Below are 19,008 nucleotides of genomic sequence, written 5' to 3'. Positions count from 1 at the left end.
GACAGCTGCGGACTACCGCGCGAACCGCTTGAAGAAGCTGTCGTCCTTCCACCGCGGCGTCGCCGGCGCGTTGGCGACGTCGGTGATCAGCTGGCCGAGGAAGGCGTCGAACTTCACCGCCTCGGCCTTCTCGACCGGCTGGGAAAGGTCGTCGGCCAGGGCGTGGTAGCGCTCGGCCCGCCAGGTCTTCTCGATCGCCGCGCGGTCGCTGCCCGCCGTGAACCCGAACTTGAACGACAGCGCCGGGATGCCGGCGCGGATGAAGCTGTACTGGTCCGAGCGGATGAACGAGTTGCGGTCCGGATAGGGGTCGGCGACCACCTCCAGGTTGGCCGCCTTGGCCGCGGCCTTGGCGGTGTCGCCCATGGTGCTCTCGTCGATGCCGTAGATCAGCACCGAGTCGAATTTCCAGAGCGGCAGCGCCATGTCCATGTTGAGGTTGGCGACCACCGAGGCCGGCGGCACGCTCGGCTTGCCGGCGAAATACTTCGAACCCAGCAGCCCCTTCTCCTCGCCGGTGACCAGCACGAACAGCACCGAGCGCTTGGGGGCCGTCTTCGCCGCGGCCATTTCGCGGGCGATCTCCAGCACCGAGGCCACGCCCGCGGCGTTATCCATCGCGCCGGCATAGTAGGGGGCGCCGACGCCGGTCGTGTTGACGCCCAGGTGGTCGAGGTGGGCGGTGACCACCACGTGCTCGGCCTTCAGCTTCGGGTCGGACCCCGGCAGCTTGGCCACCACGTTGGCCGAGGCGACCTGCCCGACCTCGGTGGCCACCTGCGCCTTGAGGCCGATGTTCAGCGCGAAGCCCTTGATCGGCTTGGCGGCGTCGGCCAGGGCCAGCACCTCGGCGAAGGTGTGACCCGACTTGGCGAACAGCTTTTCGGCCTCGGCTGGATTGAAGCTGGCGGAAAACGCCTCGCCGGTCAGCTCGCGCAGGTCCTCATCGGCCGGGTACATGCCCGGCTGCCCGGCGCTCTGCATCTGGCGCGACCACGGCACGTCCATCGACTTCGGGGTCGGCAGGGCGATCAGCCCGACCGCGCCGGCCGCCCGGGCCGCGCGCCAGGTCTCAGAGCCGCGCGAGTGCGCCTTCAGCGCCGCCGAGATGTCTCCCGGCCCGCCGTTCACATAGACCGCGATCTTGCCCTTCAGGTCCTGGCCGGCGAAGTCGTCATAGCCGACCTCCGGCAGGTGCAGGCCATAGCCGATGAACACCAGCGGCGCCTCGATCGTCTTCGGCTGCGGAATGCGCGCGCCCAGCAGCAGGTCCGGGCCGACCCGCAGCGGCTGCTCGTGTCCTTCGACGACCAACGCCGCGCTGGAGCCTTCGGCCAGCACCTTCTGCACCGTGAACTTCATCGGCTGCAGATAGCCCTCGGTCCCGGCCGGCTTCAGTCCGAACGCCTTGAACTGCGCCGCCGCATAGGCCGCGGCCTTGTCATAGCCCGGCGTCCCGGTCAGCCGGCCCTCGAACTGCGGCCCGGCCAGGGTTTCGACATGCGACCACCAGCGGGCGCCGTCGGCGTCGGCCGCCGCGGCGGGAAGGGCGCCGAGCGCGGCGATCACGAGGGCAAGGGGAAGGCGCATCGGTCTTGGGCCGCTCCGGTTGTTGGGGGGAAGCCTCGACCATTCGCCGATCCGCCCCCCTGCGGCAACCCGCGGCAGGGCCGCAGGGCCATAAACGTCGCCCTGCACCCGCTGGGCGGTTGCGCCCGCCGCCGCAGTCCGCATAACTCCCGCCAAAGCGTGAAACAGGGAGTGCGCGGCGTGAGCGAAGGCGAAGTCTTTCCGGTTCCGAAGGCCTGGGCCGAGCGGACGCACATGGATGCGGCCGGCTACGAGGCCGCCGTGGCGCAGGTCGAGGCCGATCCGATCGGCTACTGGACCAAGGTCGCCGGCCGCCTCGACTGGAGCAAGCCGTTCACCCAGGTGAAGGACGTCTCGTTCAACAAGGACGACTTCCGCATCCGCTGGTACGCCGACGGCGAGCTGAACGTCTCGGTCAACTGCCTGGACCGCCATATCGCGACCCGCGGCGACCAGGTCGCGATCATCTGGGAAGGCGACGGGGGCGAGACCACCACCCTCACCTATCGCGAGCTGCTGGCCGAAACCTGCCGCATGGCCAACGTGCTCAAGGCCAAGGGCGTCCAGAAGGGCGACCGCGTCACCATCTACCTGCCGATGATCCCGCAGGCCGCCGTGGCCATGCTGGCCTGCGCCCGCATCGGCGCCATCCACTCGGTGATCTTCGGCGGCTTCTCGCCGGACTCCATCGCCGGCCGCATCCAGGACTGCGATTCCAAGATCGTCATCACCGCCGACGAGGGCCTGCGCGGCGGCAAGGTCGTGCCGCTGAAGCGCAATGTCGATGAAGCCCTCAAGTCCTGCCCGCAGGTCAAGGACGTCATCGTCGTGCGCCGCACCGGCGCCGAGGTGCCGATGACCGACGGCCGCGACGCCTATTTCGGCGACTTGAAGCGGAGCGTCGCCGACACCTGCGCGCCCGAGCCGATGAACGCCGAGGACCCGCTGTTCATCCTCTACACCTCCGGCTCGACGGGTAAGCCCAAGGGCGTGCTGCACACCACCGGCGGCTACCTGACCTGGGCGGCCCACACCCACGAGCTGGTCTTCGACTACCGCCCTGGCGAGGTCTTCTGGTGCACCGCCGACGTGGGCTGGGTCACCGGCCACAGCTACGTCGTCTACGGCCCGCTGGCCAACGGCGCGACCTCGCTGGTGTTCGAGGGCGTGCCGAACTACCCGACCAACTCGCGCTTCTGGGAGGTCATCGACAAGCACAAGGTCGAGATCTTCTACACTGCCCCCACCGCCATCCGTGCCCTGATGCGCGACGGCGACGAGCCGGTGACCAAGACCTCGCGCAAGTCGCTGCGCCTGCTCGGCACGGTCGGCGAGCCGATCAATCCGGAAGCCTGGCTCTGGTATCACCGCGTGGTCGGCGAGGGCCGCTGCCCGATCGTCGACACCTATTGGCAGACCGAGACCGGCGCGTGCCTGGCCTCGCCGCTGCCCGGCGCCCACGCCGCCAAGCCGGGCTCCTGCGCCAAGCCGCTGCCGGGCGTGAAGTTCCAGCTGGTCGACGCCGAGGGCGCGGTGCTCGACGGCGCGACCTCCGGCAACCTCTGCATCACCGATAGCTGGCCGGGCCAGATGCGCACGGTCTACGGCGACGATCAGCGCTTCTTCGACACCTACTTCTCGACCTATCCGGGAAAGTACTTCACCGGCGACGGCTGCCGCCGTGACGAGGACGGCTACTACTGGATCACCGGCCGGGTCGACGACGTGATCAACGTCTCGGGCCACCGCCTGGGCACCGCCGAGATCGAGAGCGCCCTGGTCGGCAACGAGCACGTGGCCGAGGCCGCGGTCGTCGGCTACCCGCACGACGTCAAGGGCCAGGGGGTCTACTGCTTCGTGACCCTGAAGGCCGACGTGGCGCCCACCGACATCTTGCAGGCCGAGCTCAAGGGCTGGGTCCGCCGCGAGATCGGCCCGTTCGCCGCCCCCGACGTCGTCCAGTTCGCGCCGGGCCTGCCCAAGACCCGCTCGGGCAAGATCATGCGCCGCATCCTGCGCAAGATCGCCGAGAACGACCTCGGCAACCTCGGCGACACCACCACGCTGGCCGATCCCGCCGTCGTCGACGACCTGGTCAAGAACCGCCACGGCTCCTGAGGCGTTACCCCCTCACGGGGAGAAGCTGCGCCGTGAGGGAACGCCATGCGGGCGCTTGCCGCCCTTGCCGCGACCCTGGTCCTCTGCGGACCGGGGCAGGCCTGGGCTGACGCCGGCCCGAGCCACGAAGGCATCGGCGTGGAGGTCCTCGCCGATCCTGGCGGGGCTTCGGGGCTGATCCGCGGCAGCGTCGAGATCGACGCCCCGCCCGAGGCTGTCTGGAAGGTCGTGGTCGACTGCGACCTCGCTCCGCGCATGGTCCGCCGCCTCAAGAGCTGCCGCGTGCTGGAACGCGATCCCGCCGGCCGCTGGGACGTGCGCGAGCACGTCAGCCGCGCCGGGATCCTGCCGCCGGTGCGCAGCGTCTTCCGCTCAGAATACGACCCGCCGCGCCGCATCCGCTTCTACCGCGAGGGCGGCCAATTGCAGGTGCTACACGGCGAGTGGCGGCTGATCCCGCTCGACGGCGGCGCCCGCACCCGGGTGCTCTACGAGAGCCGCGCCTCCACCCCCTTCGCCATTCCCGCCCCCATCGCCCGCATGGCCCTGCGCCGCGATATCCCCGACGCCCTGGCCGCCTTGCGCCGCGAGGTGATGGCCCGAAAATGAATTCCTCCCCCGCGGGCGGAGCTGGATCGGCGCCCAGCGGGGCATCCACACCCCTGTCATCCCGGTTTGCGAAGCAAGACCCCATTCGCACCGCTTCCGTCCGGCCCCGGCGCGGCCTCGCCGCCACCCGTCCCATCCGGTGTTCATGGGTCCCGGACAAGCGCCGCGCGCTTTCCGGGATGACAGTTCGTGAAGGAGGCGGCTAATCCCCTCCCCATGTCGTTCGACCTGCCGCCCCAGCTCCGCCTCGCCGCCGACCGCCTGATGGACGGCGTCTCGCGCAAGGACATGGCGCAGCGCGCCGGCGCGATCTCGGCCCGCTACCGCGCCGGCGGCGGCTCGGCCGCGGTGGTCGCCAGCCAGGCCGACGCCACGGCCTATGTCCTCACCCGGCTGCCGGCCACCTTCGCCGCCTGCGGCCGGGTGTTCGAGGAGCTGAGCCAGCGCGCCCCCGACTTCTCGCCGACCTCCTTGCTGGACGCCGGCGCCGGTCCCGGCGGGGCCAGCTGGGCGGCGCTGGAGACCTGGCCGCAGATCGCCTCCGCCAGCTTGCTCGACTCCAACCGCGCCTTTCTCGACATCGCCGCCACGCTGGCGGTCGACGCGCCTGCGCCGCTGCAGGGCGCCGAGCGGATCCGCGCCGACCTCACCGCCCCGGGCGACTGGCCCAGCGCCGACCTCGTCGTCGCCAGCTACGCCCTGGCCGAGATCCCCGAAACCAAGCAGGCCGCGACCATCGCCGCGCTCTGGGCCTCGACCCTCGGGGCCCTGGCCCTGGTCGAGCCGGGCACGCCAGCCGGCTACGCGCGGATCCTCGCCGCCCGCCAGGCCCTGATCGAGGCCGGCGCGAGCATCCTCGCCCCCTGCCCGCACCAGGCGCCCTGTCCGCTCGCCGCCCCCGACTGGTGCCACTTCAGCCAGCGCCTGGCCCGCTCGCGCGACCATCGCCTGGCCAAGGGCGCCGAGACCCCGTTCGAGGACGAGAAGTTCATCTACCTGCTGGCCGCCCGCCCCGGCGTCGCGGCCGAAGCGCCGAGCGCCCGCGTGCTGGCCCCGCCGCGCGCCGGCAAGCCGGGGATCGAGCTCAAGCTCTGCACGCCGCGGGGCGCTGCCGAGCTGGCCTTCGCCGCCAAGCGCGACAAGGCCGCCTACGCGGTCGCCCGCCGGCTCGACTGGGGCGACGCGCTGCCCGAGGGCTGATCTCGAACAATTGTTTGAAAGCCCTGGCCTTACGCCGTTCGGCAGGCGACAACTTCTCTTCGGCCCATCTGCATTTCGGGCCGGCGCATTTCAAAGACAAAGGGAGGCCATATGCCCAAGAGCCGTGAAATCCACCTCGTCGCCCGTCCGAGCGGCATGCCCGCCCAGGGAGACTTCGCCCTGATCGAGACGCAGGTTCCCGACGCCGCCGACGGCGAAGTCCTGGTCGAGAACCTCTACATGTCGGTCGACCCGGCCATGCGCCCGCGGCTGACCGCCGGCCAGGACCTGAACGTCGCCATGATGGGTGGGGCGCTAGGCCGCGTCGTGCAATCGAAGAACCCCGACTTCGCGGTCGGCGACCTGGTCTCCAACCGCAACGGTTTCCGCGAGTTCTTCACCTCCGACGGCAAGGGCCTGACCAAGCTGGCCGCCGATCCCGACCTGCCGGTCACCGTCCACATGCACGCGCTCGGCATGACCGGCTTCACCGCCTATGGCGGCCTGCTGCACATCGGCCAGCTGAAGGACGGCGAGCAGGTGTTCGTCTCCACCGCCGCCGGGGCCGTGGGCTCGGTCGCCGCCCAGATCGCCAAGATCAAGGGCTGCTACGTGGTCGGCTCCACCGGCGCCGCCGACAAGGCCGCCTGGCTGAAGGACGAGGTCGGGCTCGACGCTGTGATCAACTACAAGGAAACCCCGATCAGGAAGGCGCTCGAAGAAGCCACCCCCAAGGGCATCGACGTCTATTTCGACAATGTCGGCGGCGACCACCTGGAGGCCGCCCTGCGCCGGATCAACACGCTCGGCCGGATCCCGGTCTGCGGCTTCATCTCCGGCTACAACTCCGGCCACTCCAGCGTCTCGAACCTGTCGAACATCATCTATTCGCGGGTGATGCTGCGCGGCTTCGTCGGCACCGACTTCCTGCACCTGCACGGCCAGTTCCTCGGCGACATGGCCGGCTGGCTGAAGGAGGGCAAGGTCAAGTACCAGGAGACCATCCTCGACGGCATCGGCAACGCCCCCAGCGCGCTGATCGGCCTGATGGAAGGCAAGAACTCGGGCAAGATGCTGGTCAAGCTGGCGGAGTAGGGCCGGGCATTAGAATTCCGCTCGTCCCGGCGAAAGCCGGGACCCAAGCGACCTCGCCGCCTCGCAGGCTGAAATCCAGCTTGGGCCCCGGCTTTCGCCGGGTTGAGCGGTGGAGTGCGTGGGAGCAACAGGCCCACATGACAATCCCGTAAGCTTCCCATGGCCGGGGCGAGTGCTAGGGTCCGCGCTCGCCAACCGGGAAGTCCGTATGCTTCGTCACGCCGCCCTCGCGCTCACCCTCTGCCTGGGCCTCGCCCTTCCCGCCGCAGCGGCCGACAGCGTCCCGCCAATCGGCTACCAGGAACGCACGCTCGCCAACGGGCTGAAGGTCTATTCCTCGGTCGACCGCACCACGCCGAACGTGACGGTCCAGGTCTGGTACGGCGTCGGGTCGAAGGACGATCCGATCGGCCGCTCCGGATTCGCGCACCTCTTCGAACACATGATGTTCAAGGCCACGCGCGACATGCCGTCGGAGACCATCGACCGCATGACCGAGGACGTCGGCGGCTTCAACAACGCCTCCACCTACGACGACTTCACCAACTACTACGAGGTCGTGCCGGCCAATCACCTGGAGCGGCTGCTGTGGGTCGAGGCCCAACGCCTCGGCTCGCTGGTCGTCGACGAGGCGACCTTCAAGTCCGAGCGCGACGTGGTGAAGGAGGAGCTGCGCCAGTCGGTGCTGAGCCAGCCCTACGGTCGCCTGTTCTATCTCTACATGCCCCAGGCCAGCTACCAGGTTCACCCCTACAAGCGCCCCGGCATCGGCTCGATCGAGGAGCTGGACGCCGCCACCATCGACGACGTGCGCGCCTTCCACGCCGCCTATTACCGGCCCGACAACGCCGCCCTGATCGTGGTCGGCAACTTCGACCAAGGTCAGCTCGACGCCTGGGTCGACAAGTACTTCGGGGGCCTGAAGACCCCGGCCGCCCCAATCAAGCGCGTGACCGCGGTCGAACCGCCGCGCACCGCGCCGGCCGTCTTCAAGGGCTACGGCCCCAACGTCCCGCTGCCGGCGATCCTGATGACCTGGCACGCCCCCGACGCGGCCAGCCCGGACGCCCCGGCCCTGACCGTGCTCGACGCCATCCTCTCCAGCGGCAAGTCCTCGCGGCTCTACAACAGCCTGGTCTACGACCAGCAGGTCGCCACCGAGGTGTTCTCCGACGCCTCCCTGCCCCAGCAGCCGGGTCTGGTGATGCTGGGCGCCATCCTTTCGGGCGGCAAGTCGATCGACGACGGCCAGGCCGCCCTGCTCGCCGAGGTCGCCAAGCTGCGCGACGCCCCGCCCACCGACGCCGAGCTCAGCGAGGCCAAGAACGAGCTGATCGCCGGCAAGCTGCGCGAGCGCGAAACCATCGACGGCCGCGCCTTCGCGCTCGGCTACGCCCTGTGCACGGCCGGCGACGCGGCCCTGGCCAACCGCGAACTGGCGCAGCTGCAGGCGGTCACCGCCGCCGACGTGCAGCGCGTGGCTCAGAAGTACCTGACCGACGCCGGCCGCATGACCATCCTCTATCAGCCCGAAAGCGCCCGCCCGGCCGGCGAGAAGGACGCCGTGGAAAAGCCGCCGGTCGTCGCCTCGGCCAAGTACACGGGCCCCGTTGTCACCCTCGCCCCCGAGGGCCAGCGCCAGGCCCCGCCGCCGCTCGCCGCCCCGGTCGAGCCGGTGCTGCCCAAGCCGGCCGAGAAGACCCTGGCCAATGGCCTGCGGGTCATCGTCGCCAAGTCCTCCGACCTGCCGCTGGTTTCCGCCGCCCTGACCGTGCGGGCCGGCGCCTGGGCCGATCCGCAGGGGCTGGCCGGCGCCATGGGCATGACCGCCGGCATGCTGACCGAGGGCACCAAGACCCGCGGCGCGCAGGAGATCGCCAGCCAGACCGAGGCGCTCGGCGCGGTGCTCTCCTCCGGCGGCGGCCAGGAGTCCTCGGCCGTCACGCTCAACGTCATGCCCGAGAAGCTGCCCGCCGCCATGGCGATCATGGCCGACGTGGCGCGCAATCCGGCCTTCGCGGCCGAGGAGCTCGAGCGCCAGCGCGTCCAGGCGCTCGACGGCCTGTCGGTGGCCTATCAGTCGCCGGGTCAGCTGGCCGGCTTCGCCGCCTCGCCGGTGATCTTCTCCGGCACCAGCTTCGGCCACGTCGCCTCCGGCACGCCGGCCTCGCTGGTCCGGCTGAAGACCGAGGACCTCGCCAAGCTGCACGGCCGGTACTTCCGGCCCGACAACGCCATCCTGGTGCTGACCGGCGACATCACCCCCGAGCAGGGCTTCAAGCTTGCCGAGGGCGCGTTCGGCGACTGGAAGGCCCCGGCCGGCGCCGCCCCGGCCCGCGCCGACGTCGCCCCCAAGGCCGCGCCGCGCGCCGTCGCCATCGACCTGCCCGGAACCGGCCAGGCCGCGGTCACCGTCGCCAAGGCCTCGATCGCCCGCGGCGACGCCCAGTACTATCCGGGCGTCGTCGCCAACTCGGTGCTCGGCGGCGGTTACTCGGCCCGCCTCAATCAGGAGATCCGCATCAAGCGCGGCCTCTCCTACGGCGCCAATTCCCGGCTCTCGGCGATGCGCACCACCGGCCTGTTCCGCGCCGCCGCCCAGACCAAGAACGAGTCCGCCCCGCAGGTCCTCGACCTGATGCTCGGCGAGCTCCAGCGCCTGGCCGACGCGCCGACCAGCGCCGATGAGCTGAAGGCCCGCAAGTCGGTGCTGGTCGGCGGCTTCGGCCGCGAACTGGCCACCACCGACGGCCTGGCCGGCATCCTCGGCAATCTCGCCCTCTACGACCTGCCGCTCAGCGAAGTCGCCGCCTACACCGGCAAGGTCGAGGCGGTCACCGCCGGCGAGGTCCAGGCCTTCGCCGCCAAGAACCTCGCCCCGGGCAGCGTCAGCGTCATCGTCGCCGGCGACGCCAAGGCCTTCGAAGCCGGCCTCAAGCAGCGCCGCCCCAACCTGGAGCTGGTCCCGGCCAGGGACATCGACCTCGACGCGGTGAATTTGCGGAAGTGAGGCTTACAGCGGGGGCAACCACCGGTGTCATCCCGGTTTCGGCCACGGGCCGAAGACCGGGACCCATTCGCGCCTGAGCTGGCGGGATCGGGCGAGGCCGAGCCGAGTTCTGATCCATCTGGTGTTCATGGGTCCCGGTATTGCTTCGCAAACCGGGATGACACGCTAACCGCTAAGCCCCGCGCGCCCACTTCGTCAGGTCGCGCTCGCGGCCCATCAGCGCCAGGCCCGAGGCGATCGACTCCAGCTCAGACCCGCTCTCGATCTTCGAGGCGTCGAACCGGCGGTAGAAGATGTCGCGCACCGCCGGCACCAGTGACGAGCCGCCGGTCAGGAACACCCGGTCGACGCCGCCGGCGTTGAGCCCGGCGTCGCTCATCGCCCGGTCGACCGCGTCCTCGATCAGGTGCAGTTCCGGCGCGATCCAGTCCTCGAACTCGGCCCGCTCGACCTCGCGGCCGATGTCGATGCTGCCGGCCGCGAACTTGAACTGCGCTTTTTCCTGCGACGACAGGGCCTCCTTCAGCGCCGACACCGAGCGGTAAAGCCGGTAGCCGTAGTTCTCGTCCAGCACCTCGACCAGCCGCTCGATCTTATCCGGCTCGACCGCCTCGCGGACCAGCTTGCGGATCTCGCGCATGTCGCGGCTAGCGCGCATCAGCGCCAGCTGGTCCCAGCGCGCGAAGGTCGAATAGTAGCGGTTCGGCACCGGCAGGATCTTGCCGAACGACTTGTAGCTCGAGCCCTTGCCCAGCTCCGGCGAGACCAGGTTGTCGATGATCCGGTAGTCGAAGGCGTCGCCCGCGACGCCGACCCCGGCGCGACCCAGCGGGGTCGAGCGGATCTCGCCGTTCTCGCGGGTGAAGCGGATGATCGAGAAGTCGCTGGTGCCGCCGCCGAAGTCGCCGACCAGCACGGTGGCGTCCTCCTGCAGCTCGCGGGCGAAGAAGAACGCCGCCCCGACCGGCTCATAGGAATAGAGGATCTCCTCGAAGCCCAGCCGCCGGAACCCGGTCTCATAGCGGGCCAGGGCGAGGTCCTCGTTCGGCGCCCCGCCGGCGAAGGTCACCGGCCGCCCGACGATCACCCGCTTGGGCAGCTGGGCCAGGTCGTCGCCGGCGTGCTCGCGGAGCTTCAGCAGGAAGGCCGAGAGCAGGTCCTCGAACTGGTAGCGGCGGCCGATAATCTGCGTCTCGGTGAAGCTCTCCGAGGCCGCGAAGCTCTTGAACGACTGGATGAACCGCGTCTCCAGCGGGTCCTCGACATACGCCTCGATGGCCCACGGCCCAGCCTCGACCTCGCGCTCGTTGGGCAGGTCCGGCGGGGCGTAGAACGACAGCGCCGAGCGGAAGGCGAAGACCTCCCTTTCCGGCGCGGGGAACTTGACCAGATGCGCCGGCCCGTCCGCCCCTGCGAGCGCGACGACCGTATTGGTCGTGCCGAAATCGATGCCGATGCTGAGACCGGTCATGGGCCTGCGCTCCTCATGGTTCGGGGTGGGACGGCCAAGCCGCCCGCACCCCGAGGAGCGGGCGGCTCGTTAGTTCAAGCTGTTGAGCGCGAGGCTCATCCTTGCGCCTCGATGGCGTCCTGCTCGTAGGCGGCCAGGGTCGCCATCTGCAGAACGCGGGAGACCGAGGCCGAGAGCGGGGCGATCTGCACCGACTTCGACAGGCCCAGCAGCAGCGGCCCGATCACCGTGGCGCCGCCGAGCGACTGCACCAGCTGGGTCGAGATCGCCGCCGAGTGGATGGCCGGCATGATCAGCACGTTGGCCGGGCCGGTCAGGCGCATGAACGGATAGTTGACCCGCTTGCTGGGGTCGAGCGCCAGCTCCGGCGGCATTTCGCCTTCGTACTCGAAGTCGACGTCCATCATGTCGAGCATGGCCACCGCGTCGCGCACCTTCTCGGAGCGCACGCCCATCGGATTGCCGAAGGTCGAATAGGACATGAACGCCACGCGCGGCACGTAACCCAGCGACTTGACCGTGCGGGCCGCCTCGCAGGCGATCTCGACCAGTTCCTCGGCCTCGGGCATCTCGGTGACGTTGGTGTCGGCGATGAACAGGGTGTGGCCCTTGGCCAGCACGACGCTCATGCCCATCACCCGGCCGTCGGGGGCCGGGTCGATCACCCGCAGCACCTCTTCCAGCACCTGGTCGTAGGAGCGGGTCACGCCGGTGACCATGCCATCGGCATAGCCCAGCGCCACCATTGAGGCGGCGAACGAGTTGCGGTCCTGGTTGATCAGCCGCTGGACGTCGCGCTTCAGGTAGCCCTGGCGCGACAGCCGCTCGTAGAGGAAGTCCACGAACTCGGGATTATGCCGCGAGACGCGGGCGTTGATGATCTCGAGCTTGGTTTCGGCCGGGTCCAGCCCGGCCTCGATCATGTTCTGCTTCACCAGCTCGTCGCGGCCGACCAGGATGGCGTGGCCCAGGCCCGCGGCCTCGAAGGCGTGGGCGGCGCGGATCACCGTCGGCTCCTCGCCTTCGGCGAAGACGATGCGCTTGTTCGGCGCCTTCAGCACCGCGCCCTGCAGCTTCTGCAGGAAGGCCGCCGTCGGGTCGAGCCGCTGGGCCAGCGAGGCGCGATAGGCGTCCATGTCCTCGATCGGCTTGCGCGCCACGCCGGTGTCCATCGCCGCCTGGGCGACGAACGGCGGGATGTAGGCGAGCAGCCGCGGGTCGAACGGGGTCGGGATGATGTACTGCGGCCCGAACTTCAGCTGGGTGCCGTGATAGGCGGCCGCCACTTCGTCCGGCACGTCTTCCCGGGCCAGTTCGGCCAGGGCGCGGGCGCAGGCGATCTTCATCTCCATGTTCACGCGGCGAGCGCGCACGTCCATCGCGCCGCGGAAGATGTAGGGGAAGCCCAGGACGTTGTTGACCTGGTTGGGATAGTCGCTGCGGCCGGTGGCGACGATGGCGTCCGCGCGGACGGTGTAGACCTCTTCCGGGGTGATCTCCGGATCGGGGTTGGCCATGGCGAAGATGATCGGCTTGGGGGCCATCGCCTTGATCATGTCCGGGGTCAGGGCGCCCTTGACCGACAGGCCGATGAACACGTCCGCGCCGTCCAGCGCCTCGGAGAGCGTGCGCGCATCAGTGTCGACCGCGTGGGCGCTCTTCCACTGGTTCATGTCGTTGGGGCGGCCGCGATAGATCACGCCCTTGGAGTCGCAGGCGATGACGTTCTCGGGCGAGACGCCCATGGCCTTGATCAGCTCGATGGTGGCGATGCCGGCCGCGCCGGCGCCGTTCAGCACCACCTTGATCTTGGAGATGTCGCGGCCGGTGATGGCGCAGGCGTTGATCAGGCCGGCGGCCGAAATGATCGCGGTGCCGTGCTGGTCGTCATGGAACACCGGGATGTCGAGCAGCTCCTGCAGCTCGGTCTCGATGCGGAAACACTCCGGCGCCTTGATGTCCTCAAGGTTGATGCCGCCGAAGGTGATCCCGATGTTCTTGACTACCGTGATGATCTCGTCGGGGTCGGTGGCGCTGACCTCGATGTCGATGGAGTCGACGTCGGCGAAGCGCTTGAAGAGCACGCTCTTGCCCTCCATCACCGGCTTGGAGGCTAGGGCGCCGAGGTTGCCGAGCCCGAGGATCGCGGTGCCGTTGGAGATCACCGCCACCAGGTTGCCCTTGGAGGTGTAGTCGTAGGCGGTCTCAGGATCTTCCGCGATCTTGAGCACAGGTACGGCCACGCCCGGCGAATAGGCAAGCGACAGGTCCCGCTGGGTGGCCATCGGCTTGGTCGGCGCAATGGCGATCTTCCCGGGGGTCGGGTGCTTGTGGAAGCTCAGCGCTTCCTCGTCGGTGAAGGTGCGTTTCTCGGCGTCGCTCATAGGCGCGGCGTTTCCTCTTGGCCCTAAGGCCCGCTTGGACTGAAAGGGCGCCAACCTATAGAGCCGCGGCGCGCCCTGACAACCGCCGAACGCTGTCCTAGCTTGCTCCCGTTGCGGCGCCGTGGCGCGGTTGCCGCGTTTGCGACCCGTCCGGCGACAGGAAGACCAGCGCCGTTTCGTCGAACCTGACCCGCCGCGAAGGCGCGCCTTCGACGAAGAACAGGCCCTTGTCGTCCAGCGGCGTCAGCACGCTGGGCGGGCGCCGGCCGGTCGTCAGTTGCAGCCGCCCGTCCACCACCTTGGCCTGGTAGGGCCCATAGCCGCCTTCGTAGCGGGCCAGATTCTGGCGCTCCGGCGCGGGAGCCGACAGCGCTTCCAGCGCCCAGCGGTTCTCGGTCAGGACCGCGGGCTCCAGCGGCGCGGCGACCAGCCGGGTCAGCGCCAATTGCTGAGCCCGATCAAGCGCCTGCGCGGCCGGGACCGCCACGTCGGGCGTCACCCCCGTACCCTCCCAGTTCCTGCCGGTGATCGGGTTGATCGGCGTGCCCGAGGAGATGAACACCGAAAGCCCGTCGCCCAGCGGCGCGCCGCCGCCCGGATTGGCCCCGCCGGCCGAGGCCTCGCCGACCACGCTCGCCCGCTTCGCCGCCTGCAGGGTGTAGGCGAAGCTCTCGGCCGCCGAAGCCGTGCGCCCGCTGGTCAGCACATAGAGCGGCGTATCGAGCCGCCGCTGCCCGGCGATCGGCACGCTCGGCGCCTCGTCGCTGTCGGGTTCGCCGCGAGTCTTGAAGATGTTGTAGATCTTGGCCTCGTCCGGGACGAAGTGGCCGATCAGGTAGCCGACCATGGCCGGCGAGCCGCCGCCGTTGTCGCGAAGGTCGAAGATCAGCGCGTCGGTCCCGGCCACCAGCGCCAGCGCCGCATCGGCCGCCTGCCGCGGGGCTTGGTCGCCGTCGGCTGCGAAGTCGGCGAAGCCACGCATGTCGATGTAGCCGATGTTCCCGGGCAGCACCTTCACGGCCACGAAGCCGTAGCCGCCGCGCCGCGACAGGAACGGCGGCGGCCCGCTGCGGGCCGGCGGTGCCGTCGCGGACGCGGCCTCCGGGGGCGTCCAGCTGACCGCAAAATGCCCGTCCTGCGGCCGCAGCCGCTCGGTCAGGGCCGCAGCGAAGTCGCGCGGGTCGGTGAGCCTGTCATAAGTCCCCTTCCCGGCCTCGGCCCGCAGCTCGGCGGCGAGCTTGCCGGCCCGGGCCGGATCGTAGAACTGCGCGTCGATCGCCGCGGCCAGCGCCTCGACCTTGGCGCGCGGCGCGATCGGGGTCTGGGCGGCGGCGGCGCTCGTCAGCAAGCCGGCGCTCAGGCTCAGGGCGGTCAGCAGCTTCATCGCTGGAGTCTCCGGTTCGACGAACCTCGTCCGGCGCAAGCTGGGCTATTTTACGGCGTGCCGATCCGGGCCCTACCGCACGGCCGCCCGGCAGCCGGCCAGTTCGCGGCGGCGGATGCGCGCCAGGGCCGACAGCGCCGCCGCCGCGAAGGCGCCAGAACGCTCGGCCGTCTCCTCGGTCTCGGCGGGTCCGCTGGCCGCCACCACCCCGTCGGCGCGCAGGCTCCAGCGCCAGCGCTCGCCGCCCTGCTCGATCACCACCTCATAGCCTTGCTCGACCATCTCGATCCTCCTCTGCGACCTGGCGACGAGGATCGCGTGACGACATGCAGCCAGGCCTGCGCAAGCCAAGGAGATTCCGTGCAGATCGCGGTCAGGCCCGCGGCAAGGTCACCACGAACCGCGCGCCCTGGTCGCTTGGCCCCAGCTCGATCGCCCCGCCGTTGGCGGCCAGCAGCGAGCGGGCGATGGAGAGGCCCAAGCCGGTCCCGCCCTGCGCCCGGCGAGTGGTGAAGAACGGCTCGAACAGCCGCGCGGCGTCGGCCGCGCCGACCCCGGGACCGTCGTCGCGCGCCTCCACCAGCACCTGGTCGCCTTCGAGCTGAACCGAGACGCTCACCCGACGCGCCCCGGCCTGGCGGCTGTTCTGCAGCAGCACCCCGATCACCGCCTCGATGGTGGCGGCGGGCACGGCGACCGGCGGCAGGGCGGGCTGAACCAGCGTCTCCACCGCAAAACCCGCGGTGTTCATGGCGTCCGCCGCCCGCTGCACCGCCCCGGCCGCCTGCGTCGACAACCCCGCTTCGGGCCGCGCCATGTCGGCCCGCGCCAGGTCCAGCAGCCGGGTGACCAACTGCGACAGCCGCGCGGAATCGGCGGCGATATTGCCGAGGAACCGCGACCGCTCCTGCGGGCTCATCTCCTCCCCGTGGTCCTGCAGCAGCTCGACCGCTCCGCTGATCCCGGCCAGCGGGGTCTTGAACTCGTGGCTGACCGAGGCGGCGAAGTCGCGCAGGTAGCCGCTGCGCCGCTCGATCGCCGCCGACATCGCCGCGAAGTCCTCGTACAGCGACTGGATCTCGACCGCCGCCGTGGTCGGGGTCTCCAGGGTCTGCACGCCGCCGGCCGCCACCTGCCGCGAGGCCGCGCTCAGCGCCTCGATCGGCCGGGTCACCCCGCGGGAGACAAGACCCGCCAGCACCACTAGCAGGGCGGCGATCCCGACCATGCCGATGGCGATCTTGCCGCGGTCCTCGTAGATGCCGCGGAACAGCGCCCGCGGCGAGCGCGACAGCAGCACCACGCCCACCACCTGGCCGCCGACCTCGATCGGCCGCGCATGATGCAGCCGCAGGCCCGACGCCCGGCTCAGCCACTCCAGCGAATAGCGCGGCCGATAGTCCCCGACCCGCCGCAGCACGGTGTCCGGGGTTCCAGCCAGGGCCGAGCGCACCTCCTGCAGCGCGGCGAGCGAGCCGCCGTCCGGCGCGATCACCCCGCGCCCGTCCAGCAGCACCACCGAGGCCAGGGTCGTGCGGGTCGTGCGCTCGATCATCGGCGCCAGGCGGGCGGCGGCGGCGACGGCGTTCGCCTCGGGAGGACCGCTCGGCGCCGGGACCGGCCGCTCAGCCAGCAGCGGCGAGGCCTGCAGGTCGATGGTGCTGGGCTCCGGGTCGTAATAGCCCGGCGCCCGGCGGTCGACGGGCGCGGCCGCCATCGTCGCGCCGGGCCAGCCGACCGCGGCGGCCGCGGCGATCGCCGCGCCCTGGGCGACCAGCTCGGCCTCGGTCTGGCGCACCAGGGTGTTCTCGTAGACCCGCAGGAAGATCGCGCTCAGCCCCGGCATGGCGGCGGCGAAGAACAGCACTGCGAAAACGATCACCCGCAGTCGCAGGCGCGGCCAATGGCGCTTGGCGAGGTCCTTTGCGGCGGTGATCACGCGCCCTGGCCCAGGCAGGCCCCCAGGCGGTAACCGACCCCGGCCCGGGTCTCGATCACGTCGTGCGCGCCGAGCGCCGCGAACTTGCCGCGCAGGTTGCGCACGTGGCTGTCGACCGTGCGGTCGGTGATCGCAAATCCGGGGCCGCGCAGCCGGTCGATGATCGCGTCGCGGGTGAACACCTTGGCCGGGGCGGCGGCCAGGGTCCGCAGAATGCCGAACTCGGTGACGGTCAGGGCCAGCGGCCGGCCGTCCCAATGCGCCAGCCAGGCGTCGGGATCGAGACTCAGCCGCCCACGCGCCACCTGCCCCCCGATGGCGGCCGCCGGCGCCGGCCGCGCCCGGCGCAGGATCGCCGTCACCCGCGCCACCACCTCGCGCGGGCTGAACGGCTTGACCACATAGTCGTCGGCCCCCAGCTCGATGCCCAGCACCCGGTCGATCTCCTCGTCGCGCGACGACAGGATCAGGATCGGCAGCTCGCCGCGGGCGCGCAGCTGGCGGCAGACGTCCAGCCCGTTCATGCGCGGCATGTTGAGGTCCAGCACCAGCAGGTCGGGGGCGGCGGCCTGCACCTGTTCCAGCGCCGCCTCGCCGTCCTCGGCTTCGATCACCTCGAACCCGGCCTTCTCTAGCGCGAAGGCCAGCAGCTGGCGGATGTGCGGGTCGTCGTCGGCGATCAGGATCTTGGCCATGAGCGTCATGTTCCGGCTTGCGCGGGCGCCGTCAATGCGGCCGCCGCGTCCAGCCGCCGCTGGCCGCGCCAGGTCCAGGTCCGCCAGTGCGCCTGCCGCGCGGCCAGCTCGGCCCGGGTCGCCTGCTGCGCCGCGTGGACCTCGGCGGCCAGGGTCGGCGCCAGCGGTCGGCCGGCCAGCTCGGTCAGCGGGACCAGCGCCGCCGGCCCCAGTTCGCGCAGGTGGACGACGTCCAGGCTCGGATCGCGCAGGTCGCCGGTCACCTCGCGGGCGTGGCGCACGTTCCAGGCGGCCGCGACCGCGCCGATGTCGGTGATCGCCACGGCGCTCAGCACCGCCGCCAGCGCCGCCGCATTGGCCCCGACCAACCAGCTGGCGCTCTTGTCCCGCACCAGCCGCACGCAGATCAGCACCAGCCCCAGGGCGACCAGCGCCATCCAGATCAGCGCCGAGATCCGTAGCTGGGTCAGGCCGTAGGCTGCGACATAGTCGAGCGTGCGCAGGGCGCTGGACGCCACCAGCATCAGGTTCTGTCCGACCCAGGCGATCACCAGCCAGCGCACCGCCCGGCTCTGCGCCGCGCCCGGCCGCAGGAACGCCAGCACGAAGGCCCCGGCCAGCAGCGCCGTGACGATCAGCAGATAGGCCCCGCGATGCGCATACTCGGCGAAACTCACTCCCTCGGGCAGCGGCGCGCCGCTCCACAGGAAGGCCAGGTCCAGGCCGTTCTGCAGGGCGAACAGGCCATTGAACACCACCAGCGACACCGTCACCGATCCCGAGGCCGCCGCCGCTGGCGCCTGGCCGCGCCACACCGGCGCGAACCGGCGGCGCGCCCCGCGCGGCCGCAGCAGCGCCCAGGCGGCCATCGCCATCCAGATCCAAAACAGCAGCCGGCCCAGCGAGAACGGCGGCAGCCGCCAGGCCGCCAGCGCCGCCTCCATCACCGGATTGGCCAGCACGAACAGGCCAAGGAACACCGCCCCACCGACCACCGGCAGCACCGCGGCCACCAGCGCCCGCCGCACCGCCCCCGGCCGCCCGCCCCTGGCCGCTGCGCGACGAAGGTCCAGCACCGGAGCCGGAACCGCCAGCAGCCCGGCCCGGATCAGCCGCAGCGCCCAGTCGGCGACGTCGCTGCGCGCGGCGGTCCGCGGCGACAGCACCGCCACGCCCAGCGCCGGCGCCGCCATGAACCAGGCGATCAGTCCCGGCCGGTCGATCAGCAGCAGGCTGAACCCGCCGGCGACCGCGAACGCCGCCAGCGCCCGGCGGTCGCGCCAGCTCTCCGGATGGGCCGCGACCGCGACGGCCAGCGCCGCCAGCATCAGCAGGCCGAGATTGGCCCCGATCTCGTGGTCGAACAGCAGCAGGTCGGCGGCGGCGACCAGGCCGGCGGCCAGCACGGCCTTGAGGCGGAACGAGTAGGCGGTCATGCAAGGCGGCTCCGATGGCGGGAGCCGCAGCTATCGCCGGCCCGCTTCCAGCCCTGCGGGAGCGGCCGTCCACGGTC

At 70.9% G+C, this 19,008-nt stretch carries 13 protein-coding genes; 5 read left to right on the top strand and 8 right to left on the bottom strand.

Going from position 1 to position 19,008, the window contains the following annotated elements:
• Positions 1-12: 12 nt before the first annotated feature.
• Positions 13-1,590, bottom strand: coding sequence for a M28 family metallopeptidase (locus O4N75_RS00980; RefSeq protein ID WP_269627547.1), 1,578 nt, complete (start codon positions 1,588-1,590; stop codon positions 13-15).
• A 180-nt stretch (positions 1,591-1,770) separates the two neighbouring features.
• Here O4N75_RS00980 and acs point away from each other — a divergent pair, with 180 nt between their 5' ends.
• From acs to O4N75_RS00955, 5 genes are all read left to right on the top strand, one after another.
• Positions 1,771-3,708 carry an acetate--CoA ligase gene (acs, locus tag O4N75_RS00975; protein WP_269627546.1) on the top strand — a complete coding sequence of 646 codons (1,938 nt, stop codon included), beginning with the start codon at positions 1,771-1,773 and terminating at the stop codon, positions 3,706-3,708.
• Between the two features lie 45 nt (positions 3,709-3,753).
• On the top strand, positions 3,754-4,317 hold the full coding sequence (locus O4N75_RS00970; RefSeq protein WP_269627545.1) for an SRPBCC family protein: 564 nt from the start codon (positions 3,754-3,756) through the stop codon (positions 4,315-4,317).
• Positions 4,318-4,533: 216 nt separating this feature from the next.
• The gene (locus O4N75_RS00965) at positions 4,534-5,517 is read left to right on the top strand and encodes a small ribosomal subunit Rsm22 family protein (RefSeq protein ID WP_269627544.1); all 984 of its coding nucleotides are present in this window, start codon (positions 4,534-4,536) and stop codon (positions 5,515-5,517) included.
• A 111-nt stretch (positions 5,518-5,628) separates the two neighbouring features.
• On the top strand, positions 5,629-6,612 hold the full coding sequence (locus O4N75_RS00960) for an NADP-dependent oxidoreductase (protein WP_269627543.1): 984 nt from the start codon (positions 5,629-5,631) through the stop codon (positions 6,610-6,612).
• 208 nt (positions 6,613-6,820) lie between these two features.
• Entirely contained in the window at positions 6,821-9,622 is a 2,802-nt protein-coding gene (locus O4N75_RS00955; RefSeq protein WP_269627542.1) for a pitrilysin family protein, read from the top strand.
• Positions 9,623-9,794: 172 nt separating this feature from the next.
• Here the strand turns inward: O4N75_RS00955 and O4N75_RS00950 are convergent, their stop codons facing one another.
• From O4N75_RS00950 to O4N75_RS00920, 7 genes are all read right to left on the bottom strand, one after another.
• The gene (locus O4N75_RS00950) at positions 9,795-11,093 is read right to left on the bottom strand and encodes an Hsp70 family protein (protein WP_269627541.1); all 1,299 of its coding nucleotides are present in this window, start codon (positions 11,091-11,093) and stop codon (positions 9,795-9,797) included.
• Positions 11,094-11,188: 95 nt separating this feature from the next.
• The gene (locus O4N75_RS00945) at positions 11,189-13,477 is read right to left on the bottom strand and encodes an NADP-dependent malic enzyme (RefSeq protein ID WP_269627540.1); all 2,289 of its coding nucleotides are present in this window, start codon (positions 13,475-13,477) and stop codon (positions 11,189-11,191) included.
• A gap of 97 nt (positions 13,478-13,574) precedes the next feature.
• Positions 13,575-14,861 carry a S41 family peptidase gene (locus O4N75_RS00940; protein ID WP_269627539.1) on the bottom strand — a complete coding sequence of 429 codons (1,287 nt, stop codon included), beginning with the start codon at positions 14,859-14,861 and terminating at the stop codon, positions 13,575-13,577.
• A 72-nt stretch (positions 14,862-14,933) separates the two neighbouring features.
• Positions 14,934-15,143 carry a hypothetical protein gene (locus O4N75_RS00935; RefSeq protein WP_269627538.1) on the bottom strand — a complete coding sequence of 70 codons (210 nt, stop codon included), beginning with the start codon at positions 15,141-15,143 and terminating at the stop codon, positions 14,934-14,936.
• A gap of 91 nt (positions 15,144-15,234) precedes the next feature.
• The gene (locus O4N75_RS00930; protein WP_269627537.1) at positions 15,235-16,800 is read right to left on the bottom strand and encodes a HAMP domain-containing sensor histidine kinase; all 1,566 of its coding nucleotides are present in this window, start codon (positions 16,798-16,800) and stop codon (positions 15,235-15,237) included.
• Entirely contained in the window at positions 16,797-17,504 is a 708-nt protein-coding gene (locus O4N75_RS00925; RefSeq protein WP_269627536.1) for a response regulator transcription factor, read from the bottom strand. The genes O4N75_RS00930 and O4N75_RS00925 overlap by 4 nt, the downstream gene beginning before the upstream one ends.
• On the bottom strand, positions 17,501-18,931 hold the full coding sequence (locus tag O4N75_RS00920; protein WP_269627535.1) for a DUF4173 domain-containing protein: 1,431 nt from the start codon (positions 18,929-18,931) through the stop codon (positions 17,501-17,503). Before O4N75_RS00920 ends, O4N75_RS00925 begins: the two co-directional genes overlap by 4 nt.
• Positions 18,932-19,008: the final 77 nt, after the last annotated feature.

Origin of the sequence: Phenylobacterium sp. NIBR 498073 (assembly GCF_027286305.1) — a bacterium.
In the GTDB taxonomy this organism is placed as follows: Bacteria; Pseudomonadota; Alphaproteobacteria; order Caulobacterales; family Caulobacteraceae; genus Phenylobacterium.
This window is presented reverse-complemented; position numbering and strand designations above follow the sequence as displayed.

Bases quoted from the DNA above. Each gene is read 5' to 3' on its own strand.
- O4N75_RS00980 (WP_269627547.1), bottom strand. From the start codon at position 1,590: ATGCGCCTTCCCCTTGCCCTCGTGATCGCCGCGCTCGGCGCCCTTCCC.
- O4N75_RS00970 (WP_269627545.1), top strand. From the start codon at position 3,754: ATGCGGGCGCTTGCCGCCCTTGCCGCGACCCTGGTCCTCTGCGGACCG.
- O4N75_RS00965 (WP_269627544.1), top strand. From the start codon at position 4,534: ATGTCGTTCGACCTGCCGCCCCAGCTCCGCCTCGCCGCCGACCGCCTG.
- O4N75_RS00960 (WP_269627543.1), top strand. From the start codon at position 5,629: ATGCCCAAGAGCCGTGAAATCCACCTCGTCGCCCGTCCGAGCGGCATG.
- O4N75_RS00955 (WP_269627542.1), top strand. From the start codon at position 6,821: ATGCTTCGTCACGCCGCCCTCGCGCTCACCCTCTGCCTGGGCCTCGCC.
- O4N75_RS00950 (WP_269627541.1), bottom strand. From the start codon at position 11,093: ATGACCGGTCTCAGCATCGGCATCGATTTCGGCACGACCAATACGGTC.
- O4N75_RS00945 (WP_269627540.1), bottom strand. From the start codon at position 13,477: ATGAGCGACGCCGAGAAACGCACCTTCACCGACGAGGAAGCGCTGAGC.
- O4N75_RS00940 (WP_269627539.1), bottom strand. From the start codon at position 14,861: ATGAAGCTGCTGACCGCCCTGAGCCTGAGCGCCGGCTTGCTGACGAGC.
- O4N75_RS00935 (WP_269627538.1), bottom strand. From the start codon at position 15,143: ATGGTCGAGCAAGGCTATGAGGTGGTGATCGAGCAGGGCGGCGAGCGC.
- O4N75_RS00925 (WP_269627536.1), bottom strand. From the start codon at position 17,504: ATGACGCTCATGGCCAAGATCCTGATCGCCGACGACGACCCGCACATC.
- O4N75_RS00920 (WP_269627535.1), bottom strand. From the start codon at position 18,931: ATGACCGCCTACTCGTTCCGCCTCAAGGCCGTGCTGGCCGCCGGCCTG.